The 22,108-nt window shown below is 37.0% G+C and carries 27 protein-coding genes and 2 pseudogenes; 17 read left to right on the top strand and 12 right to left on the bottom strand.

Annotation, left to right across the window (positions count from 1 at the left end):
- Position 1 precedes the first annotated feature (1 nt).
- The 6 genes and pseudogenes from ACJ5H0_RS06440 (at position 2) to ACJ5H0_RS06415 (ending at position 4,256) form a co-directional block, all read left to right on the top strand.
- Positions 2-455: pseudogene (locus tag ACJ5H0_RS06440) on the top strand (sterol desaturase family protein).
- Positions 452-754, top strand: a complete 303-nt coding sequence (locus tag ACJ5H0_RS06435) for a lycopene cyclase domain-containing protein (RefSeq protein WP_411248241.1) — start codon at positions 452-454, stop codon at positions 752-754. The pseudogene ACJ5H0_RS06440 and the gene ACJ5H0_RS06435 overlap by 4 nt, the downstream one beginning before the upstream one ends.
- Positions 678-1,160 carry a lycopene cyclase domain-containing protein gene (locus ACJ5H0_RS06430; protein WP_411248238.1) on the top strand — a complete coding sequence of 161 codons (483 nt, stop codon included), beginning with the start codon at positions 678-680 and terminating at the stop codon, positions 1,158-1,160. Before ACJ5H0_RS06435 ends, ACJ5H0_RS06430 begins: the two co-directional genes overlap by 77 nt.
- 34 nt (positions 1,161-1,194) lie before the next feature.
- Positions 1,195-2,478: a cryptochrome/photolyase family protein gene (locus ACJ5H0_RS06425; RefSeq protein WP_411248236.1), complete on the top strand. Its 1,284-nt coding sequence runs from the start codon at positions 1,195-1,197 to the stop codon at positions 2,476-2,478.
- A 10-nt stretch (positions 2,479-2,488) separates the two neighbouring features.
- Positions 2,489-3,517 (top strand): ferrochelatase, encoded by a 1,029-nt coding sequence (gene hemH, locus ACJ5H0_RS06420; protein WP_306614648.1) that lies wholly within the window; start codon positions 2,489-2,491, stop codon positions 3,515-3,517.
- A 64-nt stretch (positions 3,518-3,581) separates the two neighbouring features.
- Entirely contained in the window at positions 3,582-4,256 is a 675-nt protein-coding gene (locus tag ACJ5H0_RS06415) for a MarR family winged helix-turn-helix transcriptional regulator (protein WP_411248231.1), read from the top strand.
- A 582-nt stretch (positions 4,257-4,838) separates the two neighbouring features.
- Here the strand turns inward: ACJ5H0_RS06415 and ACJ5H0_RS06410 are convergent.
- The 8 genes from ACJ5H0_RS06410 to ACJ5H0_RS06375 all read right to left on the bottom strand — a co-directional run bounded on the left by ACJ5H0_RS06410 (position 4,839) and on the right by ACJ5H0_RS06375 (position 10,978).
- Positions 4,839-5,411 (bottom strand): YciE/YciF ferroxidase family protein, encoded by a 573-nt coding sequence (locus tag ACJ5H0_RS06410; protein ID WP_411248228.1) that lies wholly within the window; start codon positions 5,409-5,411, stop codon positions 4,839-4,841.
- Positions 5,412-5,486: 75 nt separating this feature from the next.
- A complete protein-coding gene (locus ACJ5H0_RS06405; RefSeq protein WP_411248226.1) occupies positions 5,487-6,326 on the bottom strand; it encodes a stress-induced protein in 840 nt (279 codons plus the stop codon).
- A gap of 199 nt (positions 6,327-6,525) precedes the next feature.
- Positions 6,526-7,122 (bottom strand): Crp/Fnr family transcriptional regulator, encoded by a 597-nt coding sequence (locus ACJ5H0_RS06400; RefSeq protein ID WP_306614640.1) that lies wholly within the window; start codon positions 7,120-7,122, stop codon positions 6,526-6,528.
- Positions 7,123-7,206: 84 nt separating this feature from the next.
- Entirely contained in the window at positions 7,207-7,614 is a 408-nt protein-coding gene (locus ACJ5H0_RS06395) for a cytochrome C (RefSeq protein WP_306614638.1), read from the bottom strand.
- Positions 7,615-7,619: 5 nt separating this feature from the next.
- Complete coding sequence (locus ACJ5H0_RS06390; protein ID WP_306614636.1) at positions 7,620-7,892, bottom strand: hypothetical protein; 273 nt, start codon at positions 7,890-7,892, stop codon at positions 7,620-7,622.
- A 1-nt stretch (position 7,893) separates the two neighbouring features.
- On the bottom strand, positions 7,894-8,892 hold the full coding sequence (locus tag ACJ5H0_RS06385) for a cbb3-type cytochrome c oxidase subunit II (RefSeq protein WP_306614634.1): 999 nt from the start codon (positions 8,890-8,892) through the stop codon (positions 7,894-7,896).
- A gap of 7 nt (positions 8,893-8,899) precedes the next feature.
- Positions 8,900-10,483, bottom strand: coding sequence for a cbb3-type cytochrome c oxidase subunit I (locus ACJ5H0_RS06380; protein WP_411248224.1), 1,584 nt, complete (start codon positions 10,481-10,483; stop codon positions 8,900-8,902).
- 306 nt (positions 10,484-10,789) lie between these two features.
- Positions 10,790-10,978 (bottom strand): hypothetical protein, encoded by a 189-nt coding sequence (locus ACJ5H0_RS06375; RefSeq protein WP_411248223.1) that lies wholly within the window; start codon positions 10,976-10,978, stop codon positions 10,790-10,792.
- 220 nt (positions 10,979-11,198) lie between these two features.
- Here ACJ5H0_RS06375 and ACJ5H0_RS06370 point away from each other — a divergent pair, with 220 nt between their 5' ends.
- Genes ACJ5H0_RS06370 through ACJ5H0_RS06360 form a run of 3 tightly spaced genes read left to right on the top strand, consistent with a single transcriptional unit; the run spans position 11,199 to position 13,106 of the window.
- Complete coding sequence (locus ACJ5H0_RS06370; RefSeq protein WP_273648479.1) at positions 11,199-11,387, top strand: hypothetical protein; 189 nt, start codon at positions 11,199-11,201, stop codon at positions 11,385-11,387.
- Between the two features lie 20 nt (positions 11,388-11,407).
- Positions 11,408-12,205 (top strand): Type 1 glutamine amidotransferase-like domain-containing protein, encoded by a 798-nt coding sequence (locus tag ACJ5H0_RS06365; RefSeq protein ID WP_411248221.1) that lies wholly within the window; start codon positions 11,408-11,410, stop codon positions 12,203-12,205.
- A 52-nt stretch (positions 12,206-12,257) separates the two neighbouring features.
- Positions 12,258-13,106 (top strand): cyanophycinase, encoded by an 849-nt coding sequence (locus tag ACJ5H0_RS06360; RefSeq protein ID WP_306614626.1) that lies wholly within the window; start codon positions 12,258-12,260, stop codon positions 13,104-13,106.
- 160 nt (positions 13,107-13,266) lie between these two features.
- On the opposite strand, the gene ACJ5H0_RS06355 is transcribed toward ACJ5H0_RS06360, so the two are convergent.
- Positions 13,267-14,220 (bottom strand): beta-1,6-N-acetylglucosaminyltransferase, encoded by a 954-nt coding sequence (locus tag ACJ5H0_RS06355; protein ID WP_411248219.1) that lies wholly within the window; start codon positions 14,218-14,220, stop codon positions 13,267-13,269.
- A gap of 303 nt (positions 14,221-14,523) precedes the next feature.
- On the opposite strand from ACJ5H0_RS06355, the pseudogene ACJ5H0_RS06350 reads away from it, so the two are divergent.
- The 3 genes and pseudogenes from ACJ5H0_RS06350 to ACJ5H0_RS06340 all read left to right on the top strand — a co-directional run bounded on the left by ACJ5H0_RS06350 (position 14,524) and on the right by ACJ5H0_RS06340 (position 16,314).
- A pseudogene (locus ACJ5H0_RS06350) lies at positions 14,524-15,427 on the top strand (cation:proton antiporter).
- Positions 15,384-15,674 (top strand): cation:proton antiporter domain-containing protein, encoded by a 291-nt coding sequence (locus ACJ5H0_RS06345; RefSeq protein ID WP_411248217.1) that lies wholly within the window; start codon positions 15,384-15,386, stop codon positions 15,672-15,674. Before ACJ5H0_RS06350 ends, ACJ5H0_RS06345 begins: the two are co-directional and overlap by 44 nt.
- Positions 15,675-15,861: 187 nt before the next feature.
- Complete coding sequence (locus ACJ5H0_RS06340; protein WP_172279151.1) at positions 15,862-16,314, top strand: Hsp20/alpha crystallin family protein; 453 nt, start codon at positions 15,862-15,864, stop codon at positions 16,312-16,314.
- A gap of 125 nt (positions 16,315-16,439) precedes the next feature.
- On the opposite strand, the gene ACJ5H0_RS06335 is transcribed toward ACJ5H0_RS06340, so the two are convergent.
- Positions 16,440-16,757, bottom strand: coding sequence for a nuclear transport factor 2 family protein (locus tag ACJ5H0_RS06335; RefSeq protein WP_172279149.1), 318 nt, complete (start codon positions 16,755-16,757; stop codon positions 16,440-16,442).
- 20 nt (positions 16,758-16,777) lie between these two features.
- Entirely contained in the window at positions 16,778-17,572 is a 795-nt protein-coding gene (locus tag ACJ5H0_RS06330; RefSeq protein WP_172279147.1) for an SDR family oxidoreductase, read from the bottom strand.
- A gap of 123 nt (positions 17,573-17,695) precedes the next feature.
- Between ACJ5H0_RS06330 and ACJ5H0_RS06325 the strand changes: the two genes are divergently transcribed.
- Complete coding sequence (locus ACJ5H0_RS06325) at positions 17,696-18,070, top strand: winged helix-turn-helix transcriptional regulator (protein ID WP_411248214.1); 375 nt, start codon at positions 17,696-17,698, stop codon at positions 18,068-18,070.
- A 77-nt stretch (positions 18,071-18,147) separates the two neighbouring features.
- Here the strand turns inward: ACJ5H0_RS06325 and ACJ5H0_RS06320 are convergent, their stop codons facing one another.
- Positions 18,148-18,621 carry a Crp/Fnr family transcriptional regulator gene (locus ACJ5H0_RS06320; RefSeq protein ID WP_411249487.1) on the bottom strand — a complete coding sequence of 158 codons (474 nt, stop codon included), beginning with the start codon at positions 18,619-18,621 and terminating at the stop codon, positions 18,148-18,150.
- A gap of 315 nt (positions 18,622-18,936) precedes the next feature.
- On the opposite strand from ACJ5H0_RS06320, the gene ACJ5H0_RS06315 reads away from it, so the two are divergent.
- From ACJ5H0_RS06315 to ACJ5H0_RS06300, 4 genes are all read left to right on the top strand, one after another.
- On the top strand, positions 18,937-19,449 hold the full coding sequence (locus ACJ5H0_RS06315; RefSeq protein WP_411248213.1) for a YceI family protein: 513 nt from the start codon (positions 18,937-18,939) through the stop codon (positions 19,447-19,449).
- Between the two features lie 256 nt (positions 19,450-19,705).
- Positions 19,706-20,527, top strand: coding sequence for an alpha/beta fold hydrolase (locus ACJ5H0_RS06310; RefSeq protein WP_172279139.1), 822 nt, complete (start codon positions 19,706-19,708; stop codon positions 20,525-20,527).
- Positions 20,528-20,554: 27 nt separating this feature from the next.
- Positions 20,555-21,043 (top strand): MaoC family dehydratase, encoded by a 489-nt coding sequence (locus ACJ5H0_RS06305; RefSeq protein ID WP_172279137.1) that lies wholly within the window; start codon positions 20,555-20,557, stop codon positions 21,041-21,043.
- A gap of 127 nt (positions 21,044-21,170) precedes the next feature.
- A complete protein-coding gene (locus ACJ5H0_RS06300) occupies positions 21,171-22,082 on the top strand; it encodes an alpha/beta fold hydrolase (protein ID WP_411248211.1) in 912 nt (303 codons plus the stop codon).
- Positions 22,083-22,108 lie beyond the last annotated feature (26 nt).

The raw sequence follows: 22,108 nt of genomic DNA, 5'->3' as shown, positions 1-22,108 counted from the left end.
CATGAATTTTCTGATCGTCTTAGGTGTTTTTATTTCAATGGAAGGCGCAACATGGCTCATCCACAGGTATATTATGCACGGTTTTCTCTGGAGCCTGCATCGCGATCATCATGACCATAGTCATGATGGAAAACTGGAAAGAAATGACCTCTTCTTTTTCATTTTCGCAAGCCCGGCCATTGCTCTATTATACCTTGGAGTAAAACAGGAATTCAGTTATCTTTTTTTTTGTAGGCCTTGGAATAAGCCTTTATGGAATGGCCTATTTCTTTGTGCATGATATTTTTATTCATCAAAGGGCAAAGGTCTTTACTAAGACAAAGAATCCGTATTTCCTTGCCATCAGACGTGCCCATAAACAGCATCATAAACATCTGGGAAAGGAAAGCGGGGAGTGCTTTGGTTTTTTGTGGGTTCCTGTAAAGTATTTTAAAATGTATTTCAATAAAAAATGATGCCTTATACTTACATACTAATCAATTTTTTCACTGTTATCATTTGCTTTTTGGCTTCTTTTGATAAGAGAATACAGTTTCATAAGCTTTTCGGAAAGTTTTTGATTTCCTCTGCTATTGTAGCCATTCCTTTTATTGGCTGGGATATATGGTTCACTGCAAAAGGGGTGTGGTGGTTTGATCTCAGGTACACTATGGGATTTAAGATGGCCGGACTTCCTATTGAAGAGTGGCTGTTTTTTTTTCTGCATTCCCTTTGCGTGTGTTTTTACCTACTACTGTCTGGACAAATTTTTTAATCTGGACTGGGCCAATGCTTTCAATAACCTGATCGTATTTGCTGCCGTTATTATCCTCAGTGTTACAGGACTTCTTTTTTATGACAGAATATATACCCTGGTAACGATCATTGTTACGATTTTCACCCTTTGTTATCTCCATTTTATAGGTAAAAAAGAATGGATAGGGAAAGCAAGCTTTGTGTATCTGGTCTTAATGCCGGGATTCTTTGCTGTAAATGGAATACTTACCGGTTCTTTGATTCAATCTCCGGTGGTGAATTATAACCCTGATGAGTTTATGGGAATCAGAATGGGGACCATTCCTGTCGAAGATGCTGTGTATGGTTACAGTCAGTTTTTGCTTATTATTTATTTCTTTAAAAAACTGACTGAAAGTAAAGAACAGAAAATTCCCAGCTATTAAACAAATACTATACTTTAATTGTAAAAGATACCTCATGGAGAAAGTGAATATTTTTTGGTTCAGAAGAGACCTTAGGCTGGAAGATAATGTTGGGCTTCATCATGCCCTTACCTCAGGGTTAAAGGTTGTTCCTGTTTTTATCTTTGATACTGAGATCCTGGACCGTCTTCCGGATAAAAATGATAAACGAGTAGATTATATTCATCAGGCTTTGCAACGGATGCATCAGACTTTGCAAAAATACAACAGCGGACTTACGGTTTATTATGGTAGTCCCGTCAATGTTTTTAAAAAACTAACGGAAGATTTTACTATTGATGCAGTTTTTTGCAACAGGGATTACGAACCTTCAGCCATACAAAGGGACCAACGGGTAGCTGATCTGTTGCTCAAAAGCCATATTGATTTTAAAGATTTTAAAGATCAGGTCCTGTTTGAAGGCAATGATATTGTGAAGGATGACCTTTCTCCTTATACTGTTTTTACTCCGTATTCTAAGAAATGGAAGGCAAATTTGAAAAACGTAGACACTTTTACCATACAATTGGATCATTTTGCAGATTATAACGGGCCTTCGGAAATCATCTCACTGAAAAAAATCGGATTTAAGAAAACAGACCTTGAATTTAAAGAACCTGAACTGAAAAAGAATATAATAGATTCTTACGGAAAATACAGGGATTTTCCAGCTATGGATCATACGACACACCTTGGGATCGCGCTGCGTTTCGGTACCATTTCGGTAAGGAAATGTATACGGTACGCTGTTAAGCATAATGAAGTCTGGCTTAATGAGCTTATCTGGAGGGAATTTTTCATGCAGATTCTGTATCATTTTCCAGATGTTGTCCATCATTGTTTTAAAAAGAAATATGAAGATATTAAGTGGAGGAATGATGAAAAGGAGTTTGAGGCTTGGTGTGAAGGTAAAACAGGATATCCTATTGTGGATGCCGGAATGAGAGAGCTCAATCAAACCGGATTTATGCATAACAGGGTAAGAATGATCACTGCAAGTTTTCTTACCAAACATCTGCTCATTGATTGGCGATGGGGAGAAGCCTATTTTGCTGAAAAATTATTAGACTATGATCTCGCAGCCAATAACGGGAACTGGCAATGGGCTGCAGGTTGCGGTTGTGATGCCGCACCTTACTTCAGGATATTTAATCCATATGAGCAGACTAAAAAATTTGATAAAGACACTAAATATATCACAAAATGGCTTCCCGAAGATTACAAGGAAGAACCGATTGTAGAACATGCAAAAGCCAGAGAAAGAGCATTAAAAACTTATAAGGAAGCATTAGCAGAATAAAGAAAAAGACATGGCAAAAAAAGGAATTTTATTAATCAATCTTGGTTCACCAAGATCAACGGCGGTAGAGGATGTAAAAGAATATCTGGATGAATTCCTGATGGATGAAAAAGTGATTGATTACCGGTGGATTTTCCGGGCACTTCTGGTTCGTGGAATTATTTTAAATACCCGCCCGGCGAAATCAGCAGAAGCTTATAAAACCGTCTGGACAGATGAAGGCTCTCCACTTATTGTTATAACAAAAAAGATACGGCAAAAGCTGCAAAAGCTCGTGGATGTTCCCGTTGAAATAGGAATGCGGTATGCTGAACCCAGCATTGAAACAGGCATCAGGAACCTGGCTGAAAAGGGAGTTACAGAAATTGTTTTACTTCCGCTTTATCCCCAATATGCGATGAGTACCACCGAAACTGTGATTGAAAAAGCTGAAGAAATAAGAAAGAAAAAATTTCCCCATATAAAGATCAATTACATTCAGCCTTTTTATCATCGGGACCTGTATATCAATTGTCTGGCAGAAAGTATCCGGGAGAAACTTCCTGAAAATTTTGATGCCTTGTTGTTCTCTTATCATGGGGTTCCGGAAAGACATATTTACAAAACGGATCCAACGAAGACCTGCAATATGAATGATTGCTGTTATAAAGATACCCTTCCGAGCCATTCGTTTTGTTACCGCCATCAGTGTTTTAATACCACCGAGCAGGTGATCAAAAAACTGGGATTACCTAAAGATAAAGTGATTGTCTCTTTTCAGTCCCGATTGGGAAAAGACAAATGGATTGAACCTTACACAGATTATACATTAAAAACGATTCCCGGAAAAGGAATTAAAAATCTTGCTATTGTTTGTCCTGCATTTGTTTCAGATTGTCTTGAAACTCTGGAAGAAATTTCAGTTGAGGGAAAAGAACTCTTTCTGGAAGCAGGTGGTGAAAACTTCAATTATATACCTTGCCTGAATGATGAAGACCGGTGGATCGAAGTCATCCGGACACTTTGCGAAGAACAGCTGAATCAATTTTATTTGGTCTAGCTCATAATGGTAAGCTATAGACTTGTATGAGGAATTTGGTATATTTGTAAACTATTTAATTAAAATGAATTACACGCTTATTAAAGATTGTATAGATCTGTTACAGGAGTTTGAAACGGAAGTCCGTTCCAATCCTGATTTATATCCGGGCAATATCCAGGGCTTTAAAACATGGATTTCTGCTCAGGGAAATATGGGGTCAAATTCTTTAGAGGAGCCTTATTGGGAGGGTAAAGAGAACGGAAGGACACCGGAAAGTGCTATCAGTACACTGCTCGTTCATCTGAATCGGTATGCAAAAACCTATTCAAAATCTGCTATTCTTGATTCTGAATTTTCCACCCAGGAAGATTTTATTTATTTAATTAATTTAAAGGCGTTCGGAGAAATGACGAAGATGGCTCTTATCAAGAAAAATATTCATGATAAACCGGTAGGTATGCTTATTATTGCAAGATTGCTGCGCCAGGGACTTATAGAGCAGACGGAATCCGAGGTCGATAAACGCAGCAAATTGATCCGTATCACGGAAAGGGGATTATCGATTTTAGAAAAACAAATGGAAAAGATCCGCCAGGCCACGAATATTGTGGCAGGAAACCTTAATTACAATGAAAAGATGGAACTTATACGTATTCTCAATAAGCTGGATCGCTTTCATTATCCCATTTTTTCACGGAACATCCATTCCGATCAGCTGATCAATACCGTATATGAAGAGTATATATTGAAAGATTAATAATAAACACTTCTACTTCAGCACATTATTTACGGGAATCAAAAAATCAGAGATGTTTTTTGTTTGAATTGATACACAGATAATATAACCAATATGCTGAAAAGATAGTTTGTAAAAAACAATCAACAAGATATACCCATTTAATAACTTTTTGGATGTAATAATATAGGTCGATAATTAGTAAACTGAGGCAACAAATTAATATTGATAAAGCAATTATCTTATTTTTTCTAACACTTATCGTAAGGTACGCAAGAAGTAATGAATAAGGTAAAAGAAGTAAGCCTACGGTTTTAACAAGCCAAATATCTGTTTTTGGACCTGAAACAAATAAGAAACTTTCCAGATGGATCAAGGGCCATATTCCGGTTAGAAAATAATACACGGTCTGGAAAAATGGAATTGTGCGGAAATTTTGCATATAAATACTGTTATCACATACATTCGATGATAAGGGAGGTTTCAAAACCATATAATCTTGCTTTTGTCTTTCTTAAGTATGAAAACCATATTGACTGGTTGTCATATTGGATTTTTCACTGCATTATATTGTCCATTTTTGAAACCTCCCTTCTTTTCACATTAATCTTCCTGTTCAGCGTCAAGATTGATATATGTCTCAGCAATCTCTGTCAGGTTATAGTCGGTATCTTCTTCCTCTTCAAGCGTTTTTTCCAGTAATTCTGCTGCTTTGTTATGTCCCATAGTGACAGCTAACTGAACAAGCCCCCCATAGGTGGCTATTTCATAATGTTCTACTTTTTGGGCAGCAATGATGAGTGCTGCGTCGCGGGTCATACTCCCTTCTTTTGTAGATTTTATAACTTCTTCGCCTTCTTTGATGATTCCTTCTATAGCTTCACATTTTTTCTTCTGTGGCTTTTCTCCAATCAGGTTGAAAACTTTTTCAAGACGGCTTACGTGCTTTTTAGTTTGCAACTGATGATCCTCGAATGCATCTTTGAGTTCTTCTGTAGTAGCAGCTTCCTGCATTTTTGTCAAAGCTTCTATAATGGCTTCTTCTGCATAATAAATATCCTTTAATGCATCGACGAAAAATTTTTTCAGAGAAGATCCTTTTTCATCAGAAGAGGCAGGTGATAATATTTTTTCTACAATATTACTGTCTGTAGTTGTTGTATCTGTTTTTGCCATGATTTAATTTATTAGAATAATTAAAAGGATTACCTCTTTCTCCACAAAAGAGGTAATCTTAAAATATAGGATGAATTATGAATTACGTCCACTTCTGGATCCTGATCTTCCTGAACCTGAAGATCTGCCGCCTCCATGGGAAGCCTCACCTCCCATTCTTGCAATCCTTGTCCGTTCAGCTTTACTCATAGATGCAAATCCTCTTCTTGATGTTCCGTTTCCTGAACCAGAGTTTCTGCTATTTCCTCCGGAATTTGAGCCTCTTCCTCTTCCTCTTCCTGAACTGCTGCTATTTCCGGATCTTGAACCAGAACCGCTACTATTGGATCCTGACCTTCCGGAACCTGAAGATCTGCCGCCTCCGTGAGAAGCTTCACCTCCCATTCTTGCAATCCTTGTCCGTTCAGCTTTACTCATAGATGCAAAACCTCTTCTTGATGTTCCACTTCCTGATGAGGATCTGCCTCTTCCGGAACCTGACCTAGAGCTTGATCCAGAACCGGAACCACCACGGGAATTTCCCCCTGAATTTCCTCTTCCTCCACGGCTGCCTGAAGTAAATCTTCCCTGGCTGTCTCTTTGCTGGTTATTGGAATTCCTTCCCCGGTTACCACCTCTGGAGCCTCCACGACCCCTGTCGTCATCTTCATCGTCCTCATCTTCATCATAATCATCCTCACTATCTTCATCGTCTTCATAATCATCATCGTCATAATCATCATCGTCATCGTCGTCGTCTTCATAATCATCATAATAATCTTCATAGTCCGAAAAGTCATCATCATAATCTTCGTCGTCGGACGCATCATTATAACCATGGTCATAACCTAATTGGTAAACTTCTTCCAAAGTAGATCTGTCTTCATTGGATGAGCTGCTCCTTGAGCTACGGTTGTTTGAATTTCTAGTGTTCATAACTGAATTTTTTTAAATTAATATTTGGTGATGGTTTTACAGATCCGTGACTAGTATTGGATCTGCAAAAAGTTTAAATTAAATCTTTAAGGAAATAGAATAAAAATGTTATTAAAGATGATATTCTAATAACTATTAAAAAAGAATAACAAAGCGAATGTATAAACTTAAATTCACGGGTATTATGACCTGAGTCACTTTAAAAGAAAATTTTTCTATTTTTAATTTTAACAATTTTATTTTTTTCCATATTTTTTATAGTTCTTATAGCAGTTTCAACACAAACACCTGTAAGGTTTGCCAATTGCTGTCTTGTAAGAGGAACTTTAAATGAAAAAGGATCTTTGTATTCCGAGCCGCTCTTTAAATAATCCATCAGATCTATTATCCTCTGTGCCGGACTTTGTGCTGAATTTGCCTGTAGCATAATATGTTGATAATATAGGCGGTCAGCCAGTGCCTTGCATAAAGTATCGTATAGCTGTGGATATGTATTAAGCATACTGAAAAAATTGTTTTTACACAGTCTGAAAATGGTGCAAGGTTCCAGTGCTACTGCTTCCATAGGATACACCTTGTCCATAAAAAGCATGGAATCTCCAAAACTTTGTCCTTCGTAAACTATATTTTGGATAAATTCTTTACCATCCTTTGTGTAATTATTGAGCTTCAATCTCCCTTTTATTACCTGAAAGTAATACATAGGAATTGCTCCTTCCTGGAAAATTATTTCACCTGAATTATAGTGTTTTATTTCAGCACCTGCTGAGTATAAAAGCTTTTCATTGATAACCATAACGTCTGTTTTAATTGTTTTTTATACTTTTCATAATAAAATTGACTCCTGCGCCATCAATAAATAAATACCTGTAAGCTACTATTACTGGATGTTGTAGCTTGTTATTTCATAATAAATAGCCCATCCAATAAACAAAATGACTATGATCCAAATCCAGAAAGGAATGGTTTGGGGCGTTTCACTTCCATTGATGATGAAACTTTTCTGATTCCCTTTGTCATAGGCATTAATCATTAGTGATAAAGTACCATCTACTACGTCTTTATTTTTTAAGCCTTCAATTTTTATTGTAGGCCCGTTGGAAACCATAAAATTTATTTTTCTGATTCCCTCTTTTCCGGATGGGGATCGGCTTACAATTTTCAATGTGTGTTCACCATCCGGCAGTTTCTTCGTATCCAGATCAAAAACGATCGGGGTTTCCAACTCTGCAATTGGGTTGAGATCGTCATCTATGAAAAGAAAAACTTTACTTTTATCTTTTGTCATAACACTTAATTTTCATCTGAGAAAACACTGTACTTGATGTGGTGTTTATTTTTCTCTCCTGGCCTGATCAGGTATTTTACGGAATAGTAAAAGGCTAATATTGTTATCAGGATCACTATACCTACAATAAACCAGTCCCAGTCGCTTTCCGGACCCGTGCCATGGGTCCACTCACGTGTCACTTCAGGTTGTTGAAGTTTACATGCATCACATGCTGCCACATATACTGATAGAAGAGTCAGTATAATACTGAATATCTGTTTCGGAAGATCTTTCATATTACTTTATTTTTTCCATGATTACTTTAATTTCGTCCAGAGTTACCTTCTTTGCATTATTTCCCCAGCTTGTTCTTTCGTGGTTCATAATGGCTGTTACATCTTCCGGGGTAAAGTTTGCGTTAGTACCTACAGGTGGCATTGTTGCAAATTCCGGCCTCGGATCGTAACCTTTCATAATAATGGTGACATATAATTCGAGATCACCCCCTGTCACTACAGGACTTCCTTTCAAGGGAGGAAATGCTCCTGGAACACCTTCTCCACTTGCCTGATGGCAGGAAGCACAATTGGCAGTGAAGAGCTCCGCCCCGTCTGGCAGATTTTCACCATTCTGAGCTCCGCCTTCTTCTTTTTTCTTTTGCTTGTATAAAAAGGCCGGAACAATGGTCTTATCTGTATAGTCAGTTTGCTTTAAAGACTTTAAATATGCAACCAGTTGAAGAGCTTTGACTGTTGCAACAATTTTCTTTCTTTTATTTTTAAGAAATTTTTCAGGAACCTTTACTTCCACATCTCCCGGTTGCAGGTAATCTCTTTCGATAAAAAGAAATTCATACGAAGGCATAATGGATGCCTCAATGGCAGCTCTGGGTTGGTATAAGTGAATCAGGTGCCATTCCGCACTTGGCTGTCTTTCTCCTACATTGGTAAGATCCGGACCCGCTCTTTGTGTTCCCATAAGATTAGCAGTGTTCCGCCAAAAGTCAGTTCTGCGGTTGACTGCAAAATCTGCCGGAATGCTTGGTCTCTTACCAAAAACATTATCCATCTCAACACTTCTTACCTGTTGGGTGTGGCAGGCAACACATCCATTTTCTATGTACACCATTTTTCCTGCCCGTTGTTCATTGGTAAGGACTTTTGCTTGCCTGGGCAGGGGTCTGTTGATTTTTTGATTATCAAGAGCCGGAATAATAGCTATATAAAGCGTCAGAAAAATAAACAGACAAAGTGCAGAACCGAAAAGTATCCTGTGATCATTCAAAAATATCATCATTCATTTTTTAGGTGTTAAACTCATTGTTTGTAAGCTGTTTTTTGACAGCCAGTATTTCCGCAGGAGTCCTTGGAATTTTAATGTCATTTTTTACCCTTACCATTCTGTAAAAATTGTAGGCAAAAATCAGATGTGCAACCCACATCATTGTTCCTCCAATAGCCCTCCATAACCAGAATGGAAACATATTGATCACTCCGTCTATAAAGGGTTTCTTTTTCATCCACATCATTCCGGTTTGAGTTCCGCCTATCATTAATGCGATCACATACATGAGCAATCCGATTAAGGCCAGCCAGAAATGTATGCCTACGAGGACTTTTGGAGGCTCTTTTCCGGTGAGCCTTGGAAGTAAGGTGTAAGAAAAACCCCATAACATAAACGTGATAATTCCATACATGGTAAGATGGGAATGGGAGACCGTAAAGTCTGTAAAATGCCAAAGCAGATTGGTATATCTGAACGCTTCAACAGTTCCCTGAAACGACCCTGTAAAATAAAATATGATCGCCATAAAATAGAAAGGAAGCGTATAACTATTTTTTAACTGATACCATGCACCATTAAATGTGAGTAAGAAATTAGTTGTTCCCGCAGCTACCGGGATTAGCATACCTACACTGGCAACAATAGCCGTAGTCTGTAGCCGCCATGGAATAGCGCTGAAAATAAAATGGTGGGTACCAATTAAAGTATAGAATAAAAGGTGGGTCCAGAAAGCCAGGGCACCCAAGCTGTAAGAATAAATAGGTTTATTAAGCTGTTGAGGAAGAAAATAATACATCAGCCCCAGATTGATCAGCATAAACCACATTCCAATTGCCTGATGCATATAATATCCTTGTGTAATTGTTTCCCCTACGCCGTCCTGCCATATGGGAATGTATCCGACGAGAATAACAATGACAATAAACATAAATCCTGAAATGATATACCAATTCGAAATATAAATTTCCGTAACGGTTCTTTTTACAACAGGCTTGAATAAATTATGTGCAGAAATTGCAACACCTGCTCCAAATGTGATCATAATAGGCCAAATATATTCTCTGTATTCACCACCACCATTATTCACCCCGGCAAATAACGAGATAGTTCCTGCAAGTACTGCTATATTAACCAATATCAGGGACAAATAACCTTGTTTTATATTGTAATTCTCTATATTGCTTACTCTTGTAACTACATAGTATGAAAGCCCTATCATTGCCAGGGAGGCCCATCCCCAAAATACGGCATTGGTATGCGCAGGACGTAACCTCCCAAAACTAAGCCAGCCGATATGCTCTACATCAGGTGCCACATACTTGATCCCTGCATATAATCCGAAAGTAGTCCCGGCCACAAGCCAAAAGATCGCTGTACCTAAGAAATAAATAATCAATTTGCTGAGCTCCGGTGAAATATACTGTTGAAAAGAAGATGTCCTTCTTTTAGTAGGAAAGACACGTAATTCATCTACAGAATTAACATTTTGTATGACACCTTTTTCGTCCCTGGGAGGCAAAGTACCCGAAAGTAGATTCTCCTCAGGCAGAAAATTGATGGCTTTTTCTCTTTCTTCATAAATATGGAGCTCTTCAGCAGACATATTTTGTATTTTTTTTTTGAGTTTCGAGCAATTCTTTCCTCCTTAAAATACGTCCGTAAATAGCCAAAAATTTGAAGATAAGTACTACTAAACCTGCAATAATAATCATTAACATTAATAATAATGTAATTTGTATACCGGTCTGATTGAATAATGAAGATTCTGCCATAATGAAATATTATTACGGGTTGTTAATTGAAAAAATAATTTCTTTATCTAACAAAAAGATATTATGAAAGAATCTGTTACTTTTTTCAAGTACAAATGAAACGTCTTTTTGATTAGATAAAATACTCGTTTAAAAAACTATTTGCTGTTTTTAATTGAATCTACATCGTAGGCTGTACTGTCCATAGGAAGTGTCTGGTCTCCTGAATCCGGGGTGACTTGAGCAGTACCGGAAACCATACTATCGCCGGTATTGATTTTGTCGGTTTGTGTGTCTTGAGGTTGTTGTCTTTCTTTTGTACAACTGACGACGAGGCTACCCGCCAAAACGGTTACTAAAAAAAATGATTTCATAATATTAAATTTTGTGGTGTGTGATTCAAAGGTATAGAGTTCTTAATTTACATCTTTATGATTCATGTCATAATAAATTTATTTTCAATGTGTAGTTTATTGTTTTGGTTAATTTTTTTAATTGTTTTGTGATTTTGATCATATATTTTTCTTTTTTCAATGGCTAGGTTTGCTATTATCAAATCCCATTATTATGAAATACTTGATACAGTTTTTATTCCTGTTGTCGGTTTTGTCGGCATGTACAAAATCTGAAACACAGTATATTGATCAGTCCAATAAAAAAGAGACTGTGAACGACAAAAAATCAGATACGATCCAAACACTAAACGAAATCTCAGACACGACGAAACTTACAAAAGATAGTGCTGTCGTGAGATAGGGAATTAATCACTATTTATTATGAATCCAAAAGGTAGACTTATAATCATGAGAGGTACTGACATGGGTATTTTCCATGATGCTAAAAATGAAGTTACATCACCAGATTTTCCGTCTGAAATTTTCAGCTTCTTGCCAGAGGAAAAGGATAGTCGTCTCGAAATCCTTACAACTTCCAATTCTGGCGGATGCGCTAACGAAAGACTAATTAAAATGCTACAAGCAGAGGGGTATAGCAACTTTGGGATAATAAATGTTCAGCATACCGAAGATTTTCACAATTATTATACAAAGATAAGTGAAGCTAAAGTTGTTTTCTTGGCCGGTGGAGAGCCTGAAATATGGAAAATGATGAAGAGATCAGCAATAATGGAGCTTTTACTTAAGAGGTACCATGATGAGGAGGATTTTACCATTGTGGGAATAGATGCCGGGGCCATGTGCATCTCAAGGGTTATATTAAGTGAAGGAGGAACTGGTACCGGTCTTGGATTTATACATAACTGTATCATAGATACAAAGTTTCAACATGGTGAAAGATGTAAAGGTCTTGTAAAAGCAATCATAGCTAATAAGGAATGCTTAGGCATTGGTTTAAACAGAGGAATGGCATTAATTATTGATAAAGGCTACAAAGTTTCATGTTTAGGTAAAGGTACTGTAATGGTTGTCAATGCCAGAAATATAAAAAATAGAAGATTAAAAGCAGGAGCATCTGTTTATGCCAAAAATTTACAAGGACATATCCTTACAGGAGGAGCCACACTTAATTTATTTAGTGGAAATCGGATAAGGATGATTTACTTCATTATAATTTAAATTTTATCAATAGAAATAATATTCAATAACTACTAATTAAATACGGTTTAAAATGACACCCAAAGGAAAATTACTAATTATAGGCGGTAAAGAAGATAAGGATGGAAATGATCCTGAAATGAAGGGAAAAAATAATGATTTTTCTCCTTATGAGATTCTTAAATTGCTTGTAAAATCTAAAGATGACCGGATAGAAGTGATCACAGCAGCCACCTCTGAACCGGATGATGCAAAGAAAACGTATATGAAAACCTTTCAAGAAATCGGATTCACAAATTTTGATTTTCTTCATATAGCCGATGATCATTGCCATACAGATTATTACTTAAAAAGATTGGAGGCTGCCAAAGCTGTATTTTTTACCGGAGGAGATCAAAACCGTATCTGTGAATATTTAACACAATCCGTTCTCACAGATATGCTAAAGAAAAAATACTTTGAAGAGGAGGATTTTATGATTGCAGGAACGAGTGCAGGAGCAATGTGTATCCCTAAAATAGTCATTCTCGAAGCCATCAACGGGGAAGCTATTCTGGAACATGATATTGAATTAGGTGCCGGGTTGGGGTTTATAGAAAATTGTATTGTCGATACACATTTTGTACATCGGGCACGTTTCGGGAGGCTTGCACACGCCATAATCTTACATCAAAATTGCTGGGGGATCGGTCTGGGGGAAGACACGGCTCTGCTTATAGAAAGAGGGGCTAATGCAAGCTGTTTCGGATCGGGATCAGTGTGGATAATGGATGCGAAAGATATTGGACAAACAAATACGGATAACGTCAAAAAAGGAAATCCTGTTTATGTGGAAAATCTCAAAATTCATATTTTAACAAATAACTGCACATTTAATTTTAATACCAATGTATTTCAGGGTGAAAATTCCGGAAAACAATAGGCAGGGAAACAATTGTACTTCTTCATATCATTAAGTACGCACAATTCTCAAAAGCTAGTCATTGTATCATAATGTAATAATCCTGTATTTTTTGTGAAATGGGTTATAACCCGGACTGCATTTTTTACGAAACAACCATTCCGACTAGCTTTTCAATGTATTATGACCATTTATCGTTATGCTCATCCCTTTTTAGTTCTCTTTCCACCTCGTTCACTTCAGTTAGTGGAAGGTCGTAAGTTTCATCAATATATTTAAGAATATTTTGATGGATCTCATGATTTAACTTTCGGATAAAAAGCTGGTTAGTAGTTTTTAATAATCCGATAAGATGATTTTGGGATTGATCCCTGTTAAAAAAAGATTTTTCAATAGATGCCCTTTTATCATCATTTACAATAATATCTTTAAAAACCGTATTCATGAGCACGGTCTGAAAAAATGATTCTGCAGGTAAGAGCGTATGTAAATAATAATCCTCAAAATCCATTACCCGTTTGTTATTGGTTAAAAAGGAACATGTTTCTCGGGTGAACATAAACCATTTTCCGCCGATATAAGGAGTAACACCGTCCATGAATGCCCTTTTATAAATCATTGAGGAGATTTTATGGGTGAGTTCCGTGAAGTGGTTCTGTATCCTCTGAAGCGTAGCAGGTCTGTAAAACTTCTGATCATAATAAAAAAGATAGTTCCTGCCATTATTTACTGTGAGAAACTGACGGATAATATTTTGTGATTTAAGCGGATAATCTTCTCCGCTTAGGTTGACAAAATAATCCCATTCTGCGTTCACATTAAGTAAGTATTCCATGGCATTAAGTTCTGCCTGAATCATACTGAATCCGCCAGCTACGATATTTATGCTTTCCAGAATATAAACGTTGGGAAAATGTACCAGATACTGCTGGATTTCCTCGGTAAACTCTTCTTTGGCTTTCCGGTCTATATGAACCAGGTAAAACTGATCACGGGTGTAGATTTTTTCGAACATTGCCTTAAATATTTCCGGCTTGTGGTGTACCATGATAAAATAAGCAATTCGGATCTGGGAAGACGGGTTATTATCTGATTTGTGGGATAAAGGCTGCGGTTGTACTGCGGTGGTTTGCATATGCTGGAATTATAAAATTATCCGCTCTTTGCAAACAATTAGATTTATGGGTGTAAGGTACGAATATATTTTTGATAATCAGTTAATTAATGTATGTTGAATGCCTCCCTCAATAAATCTTAGCAGCCAGGAACCATGAAATTTTGACAGTATTTCAGAAAAAATATCATAGCATATCGACTGGTATTTTTTTTTGTTGACTTTCCACATAGCCGGCCAGCTACCTTTACACTGCCGTTTAAACGGATTTTACTTGTTTGAATCTAAAGATTGAAATATTTAAACCCTAATAGTTATAGAGATATGCTTTGGACAGTATGTGTTTTGTGTATGACAATTTTAGGTCTGATGTTTTTGCTGAAAAAACTTAAGCAGCCCTATCTTATCGCTTATATTATTGCCGGGGTATTGTTGGGACCCTATGTTTTCAGAATTGTAGATAAACCAGATGAAATAGAAGTTATTGGCGAGATCGGGATATTGTTGCTGATGTTCTTCATCGGAATGGAAATCAATATTCCGAATAAAAGAAGTCTTATTATTAAGCCTGTGATGGCGCAGAGTATTAAAGTGTTGCTGAGCTTTGTATTTGCCTATCTCCTAGGAGGGATACTTCACCTGGACTATAAAAGTATTCTCCTGATTGCCATCCTTTTCATGTTCAACAGTACAGCAGTTGTTGTCGATTTTATGAAGAGGCATGGAACGTTAAATACCGCCTTTGGAATAATTATACTCAATATCCTGTTATTGCAGGACCTTCTTCTTGCTCCGGTACTGACCCTGCTGAAGTTCTGGAGTGGTGAAGAATTCAACATCTTTAACTTTGTGCTTCCTTTAGCTTTATGCATCGGTATTTTTTTAATATTCAGGAAGGTCAGAAATTTAAGGGAGATCAGAATTTCAAGTACTTTTCTTGAAAATGACCATGATCTGCAGGTTTTTTTTTGGCCTTTTTATCTGTCTTGGCTTTGGTCTTATTGCGGAAACCATTGGTCTGAGTGCCGCATTGGGAAGTTTTATAGCAGGAGTTCTGGTTGGAAAAATACAGGCATTCCACTGGCTTGAAAACTCTTTATTGCCCTTCAAGGTTTTCTTTATTTCACTTTTTTTTTGTATCCATTGGTCTAAGACTGGATATAAATTATCTTTTATCCAATTATATGCTGATTGGTATCGGTACTTTGGTCGTTTTAATAAGCAATAGTATTATGTCATCCGTTTTCTTTCGGATTCTGAACTTCAGCTGGAAAGACAGTTTTTATGGTGGAGCATTGCTTTCTCAGACCGGGGAATTTGGGATCCTGGCACTATCTATTGCCTATAAATCCGATATGGTAGGATATGATCTGTATAAAGCCGGATTAGGTATTACCTGCTTGTCTCTATTATTATCCACCTTTTGGATCAGTTGCGGTGCATTCGTTAAGATTCGTAAATCTGTACGCACTTAAAATAAGAAATGAGAGATATGGGATTACAATCAGGACTCATTTTGTGTCACAAAAATGAAATTTTGACAGAAATTCTGAAAAAATATCACCATTTATCCGGTGGTATTTTTTTTGCTGGTTTTTAGATACAGCTGGCCAGCTGATGTGTTATTAAATAATTGTTAAACTTATTTAAAAAGAGATTACTATGAATAATCTAATGAAAAGAAACGGAAACAGCAATTTAGGCATTTCAAACATCTTTGATGATTTTTTTAGTCGTGAACTTTTTAACTGGGGTAATAACAATTACTCATCTACCAGTACAACCGTACCATCGGTAAATATAAAGGAAAACGGAGATGCGTATGAGGTTCAGGTTGCTGCACCCGGAATGGATAAGAATGATTTTGATATCAGCCTTGATGGTAACCTGCTGACCATTTCATCCATGAAACAGGACAGTAGTGAAACAAAAGAAGAGAACTTCACCCGAAGAGAGTTCAGTTATCAGTCCTTCCAGCGTAGTTTTGAGCTTCCGAAAAATGTTGTTGACCAGGATAACATTAACGCGAAATATGAAAACGGATTGCTTATGCTTACTATTCCTAAGAAGGAAGATGCAAAGCAGAAACCACCAAGAAGGATTGAAATATCATAAAAATATTTAAAAAAATGGCTACCCATGGTAGCCATTTTTTATTAAAAGAGAATGAATAGCAGTATTTACAAACCAAAAAGCTGAAGTGAAATCTCCAGCTTTAATTAATTGTATCGGTTATTATATTAGCCCGTTACTTTCAATGATTGAATATATCCGTCAGACAATTGAAAATGATACTTCAAAACAATAGGGCTGCCAGGAAAGTCTCCTAAAACTTCTGCCGATAAAATATTTTCATTTTCATTATAGTCTAAAGGCTTCATAGTAGCATTGTAATCTTTGTTGGCTTTATCAATCCATTTTTCAATTTCGGTTTTTCCGTTATGTGTTTTGCCTTCATCAAATACTTCTGCATTTTCATTAAAACAATTGGCATAAGCAATACTGTCAAAATTGTTTTGGGCTTCGATTAAATCTGTGATAACTTTTGGTAGGTTCATTTTTTATTTTTTTAAGATGATTAAACTGTTGGCACTGTGCCACCATCGATTACAAATTCAGTTCCGGTTAAATAGCTGGCTCTTGGTGAAACTAGGAAACCTACTAATTCAGCAACTTCTCCCGGTTCTGCGGGTCTGCCGTAAGGTATTCCACCCAATGCATCCATAACACTTTGCATGGCCTCTTCTTCTGTACTATTTGCATTTCTTGCAATCTCACCCAGCCACGCTGTGGACGCCGTTGTATTGATCCATCCCGGTGAAACAGTCAGCACGCGGACACCTTTGGGGGTTACTTCATTTGACAAACTTTTACTGTAATTGATCAATGCTGCCTTTGCAGCTGCATACGGCAAAGTAGAATCATACAACGGCAGTTTACCCTGGATTGAAGCAATATGAATAATAACACCGCTTTTGCGCTCTATCATTTGCGGTAAAAACCCTCTGTCCAGTCTGACCGGAGCAAGCAGATTGGCTCGAAGAGTTGATTCCCAATCTTCATCGTTTAGTGCAATGAAACCTCCCGCAGGTGTTGATGAAGAACCAAGGTTGTTCACAAGAATGTCGAGTCTGCCATAAGTAGACAGCACTTCGCTGATGACATTTTGTGTTCCTTGAGCTGTACTTAAATCGGCCGAAATAAAATGCAGGTTTTCATTTTCTTTTTCAGGCTTGTTTCTCGCTGTAATAATAACCTTTGCACCGGCTTGTAGCAATCTCTCTGCTATGGCTTGTCCGGCCCCTTTTGTTCCTCCTGTTACCAAGGCAATTTTACCTTGAAGTTCATTGTTGTAATTAAATTGATTTTCCATTGTCTAATTCTTTGATACAAATTTCCGAAGTATCACTATTTTAGGCAATAACGGAAAATCGAATTGCATAGGGATAATTTATTCCCCTATTGTACAATTTGGTACATTGGGCTACATTTGTATATGCATGAAAGAAAAATACCTTTGAATTTAAATTGTGGCCTTGACCTTATTGGTGAAGTCCTTTATGGCAAGTGGAAAATCCGCCTGCTATGGTTTATCTATCAGGGACATCTGCGTCCAAGTGAATTACAGCGTAAAATTCCGGATGCATCAAGGCGTGTATTAAATATTCAATTAAAGGAACTTGAAGAGCATGAACTTGTCACTAAAAAAATCTATGCTCAGGTCCCTCCCAAAGTTGAATATTCACTCACAGATTTTGGTAAGACACTAATTCCTGTAATTTCTGTATTAGGCGGTTGGGGCGACGAGAATGAAGATAGACTGAGAAGAGTGATTCTATCAAGAATGGGAGAGCATGATAAACAATCATAGCTTGCTTGATTTAATTATTAACGCTCAAAATAACGTTAACTATTTAATTGGTGATTCTTATTAAATTTTTCTCAAATCTATTTCTGTTTACGGATACGGCTTAAAGTTTCTTTTGTAATTCCCAAATACGATGCAATAAGATGTTGTGGAAATCTTTGTAAAAATGCAGGATGAGTTTTAAAAAGATTATGATAACGTTCTGCTGCGGAAAGGCTTATTGCATTATTGATGCGATTTTGCATCGCTATGCCGTGGTTCATATCCAATCGTTTTGTCAATTCATTTAAAGCCGGAACTTTTGTCATTTCGTTAATGTCTTCTTTTGAAATCATCAACATCTCAGTATCCTCATAGGCTTCAATAGTATAAATGGACGGTTTTGAGCCTAATAGACTTTCTCGATCAGCTACCCACCAGTTTTCCAGATAAAGGTTGATGACATTTTCCTTTCCAGAGTCGTCCACAGAATATTGTTTCATTGCTCCCTTAATGATGAAACCACAGTATTTGCAAATTTCTCCCTGCTTTAGAAAAAACTGTTTTTTTTCAATTTTTTTGTAAACAAATAACTCTCGAATAAATTTTTTGTCATCAGAACTTAATGTGGATGAGCTGTGAGCTTCGATATAACTGAAAAGAATTAAAAAAACTGTCCTGATTGATATTCATAGTTAGGTCCTGAACTGATTTCTTGATTTACGAATTTAATGAAAATTATCTGGTCATTAAAAGTTATTATCAAATCCGTTATCAAAATAAATCATTGAATCAATTTGATGCAAAATATTTATTATCAAATATCAACAACTTCCAGACTTGGATGCCTGTAAATTTGTGATATAAATAACCTTTAAAATATAATTACAATGGCTACAAAATGGAACCTAGACCCAACACACAGTGAAATAACTTTCAAGGTAAGACATATGATGATTTCAAATGTCAAAGGAAATTTCACCAATTTTGATGTGCAGCTTGAAGCAGAAGACGATACTTTTACCAATGTAAAAACAGTAGCAACTATTCAGACAGATTCTATATCTACATACAATACCGACAGAGACAATCACCTGAAATCGGCAGACTTTTTTAATGTTGAAGTACATCCGGTAATCACTTTTGAAGCTTCTGCATTAAGCAATGAAGTAAAGGGTGATCTTACCATTAACCACATTACAAAACCAATTACTCTTGATGTGGATTTCAACGGAATTAAAACAGATCCTTACGGAAATATAAGAGCCGGATTTTCTTTTGAAGGGAAAATCAATAGAAAAGATTTCGGACTTACCTGGCATGCTGCGCTTGAGGGCGGAGGAGTAATGGTAAGCGATGAGGTGAAACTTGCGGGCGATTTACAGTTTGTAAAACAGCAATAAGAATCAAATAGCAAACAATAGAAAAGCCTTTGGAACCTCAAAGGCTTTTGTTTATTTATGATCGGAATTTTAATGGAATTTACTTCCATTGAACTTTCTTTATACAAAACTAAATAATGCAATCATAAAACTACGATATTTCGTAGTTTTTTTTATTATGATATTTTAAATAATATTCTGTAAATCAGGTGTTTTGTTGTTTTGGGTTATTTTTTGGCATTATGCTCATAAGTTTAATTCAAAAAATAATACAACAATGAGCACATTAACATTAAAAGACGGAACAGAAATTTTTTACAAAGATCAGGGACAAGGACCTGTCTTGATGTTTCACCACGGGTGGCCATTATCATCTGATGACTGGGATGCACAGGTAATTTTCTTTTTACAGAAAGGCTACAGAGTGGTTACCCACGACAGAAGAGGCCACGGACGCTCCAGCCAGAATATCTACAATCATACTATTGAACAATACGCTTCTGATGCTGCAGAACTGGTTGAATTTTTAGATCTGAAAGATGTTGTACACATCGGGCATTCAACAGGAGGTGGAGAAGTGATCCGTTATGTTAACAAATATGCAAACGGAAGAGCTAAGAAAGCGGTTCTGATCAGTGCCATTCCGCCGGTAATGGTTAAGAGTGAAAATAATCCTGACGGTGTTCCGATGTCAGTTTTTGATGATATCAGAGAACAGACGATGAACAACAGAAACCAGTTTTATTATGATCTTACTTTCCCTTTCTATGGCTATAACAGAGAAGGAGCGAGTGTAAAGGACGGAGTTCAGAGAAACTGGTGGAGACAAGGATTGATGGGAGGAATTGTTGCTCATTATGACGGGATCAAAGCTTTTTCAGAAACAGATTTAACCGAAGATTTAAAAGCTGTGGATATTCCTGTTTTGGTGATGCATGGTGAGGATGACCAAATCGTCCCTATTGCCAATGCGGCATTAAAATCAATTAAATTACTAAAGAACGGAAAACTGATCACATATCCGGGGTTCCCTCACGGAATGCCCACTACAGAGCATCAAACCATTAATAAAGACCTTTTGGAATTTATTGCTGAATAATTATCATTCCATTCAAATCCAAAATATATGGAAAACTCAAAAACTCACGAAGCGGAATTCAATCCTGAAGATTTTGCTATTGTTCCTGCCCGTACGTTTGACGAACTGAAAGTAGGTGAATTGTTCAGGGCGCCAAGCAGAACTCTTACTGATGCACATGCTTCAGCTTTTCAAACGGTTTCCTGTGATAATCATCCGATTCATTACGATGTGGAATATGCAAAAAGATATGGCCATGAAGCTCCGGTAGTTCACGGTTTGCAGGTATTGGCTTTTACCGCACCGGGCGCGACTCTTTTGCCTCATTACTTCGGAAGTGTTTTTATTGCTTTTTTAGAATTATCATGCCATTTTTTGAAAGAGGTACATTCAGGAGATACGTTGTATTCTTCGTTGGAAATCACCGATTTAACGCCACAGGAAGACAGAGGTATAGTGACCACAAAAGTGAGAGTCTATAACCAAAAATCTGAACTCGTTCTGGAAGGGCAGCATAAATATTTACTAAAAAGATAATTTCTTTTTCAAATCTGCTGTCTTCTTTTTAAATGGAGATCCTTTTAGGGAAGGCAGCTGATTCAATACCACTTTGACATGTTTACAATAAATCTGTCAAAAATCAGCCATTAAAAATATCATCATTATGAAACTAAAAACAATTTTTGGTACTGCCGTTTTATTGTCAGCGGTATTCCTTACCAATATTAACGCACAAAATACGGCAAAATCCACAAAAGCCAGAGCAGAATATATCGAAGTGGAACCTAATGTAAGGCTTCATGTTTCCGACCTTGGAGAAGGTAAGCCGGTTGTTTTAATCCACGGTTATCCGGTAAGTGATGCTTCATGGGAGTACCAGTATCTTCCTTTAATTAAAGCGGGTTATCGGGTTATAGGAATCACTCTGAGAGGGTTCGGACAGTCGGACAAGCCTTATGGAAAATATGATTATGACCAGTTTGCTTCTGATATCAAAACTGTTTTAGACAAATTGGATATCAAAGATGCTACGTTGGGCGGCCATTCTATGGGTGGTGCGATTGCTTTGCATTACGTGGCGAAATACAACAGTGCCCATGTCAGTAAACTGGCATTATTCGCTGCTGCTGCACCTGTTCATACCAAAAAACCGGATTATCCTTATCCGCTATTTACAAAAGAAGATATTACCAAATGGATAGACCTTGTAAGCGTAGACAGACCGGGATTACTGAACACTATAGGTGAAAGATTTGTTTTATCCGCAACTTCTGTTTCACCAGGTATAGGAACCTGGCTTGGAGGGATTGAAATGCAGTCATCCGCTTATGCAATGGAGCAGGCGTTAATCGCTTTAAGAGACGAAGACCTTCGTGGAGATTTACCTAAAATCAAGATTCCGACCCTTATCATGCAGGCAAAACAGGACAAGATAGTGGCTTATGCTTTAGCAGAGCAAATGAACAAAGCTATTAAAGGATCTAAGCTTATTCCTTTTGAAAACAGCGGACATGCACTGTTCCTCGAAGAAAAAGACAAATTCAATGAAGAGTTATTGAAATTTCTTAAACAATAAAATATAAACAATAAAATATCTAAATA

It is taken from the genome of Chryseobacterium proteolyticum (assembly GCF_046591535.1).
Taxonomy (GTDB): Bacteria; Bacteroidota; Bacteroidia; order Flavobacteriales; family Weeksellaceae; genus Chryseobacterium; species Chryseobacterium proteolyticum.
The sequence above is the reverse complement of the archived record's forward strand: the minus strand, read 5'-3'. Positions and strand labels throughout refer to the sequence as shown.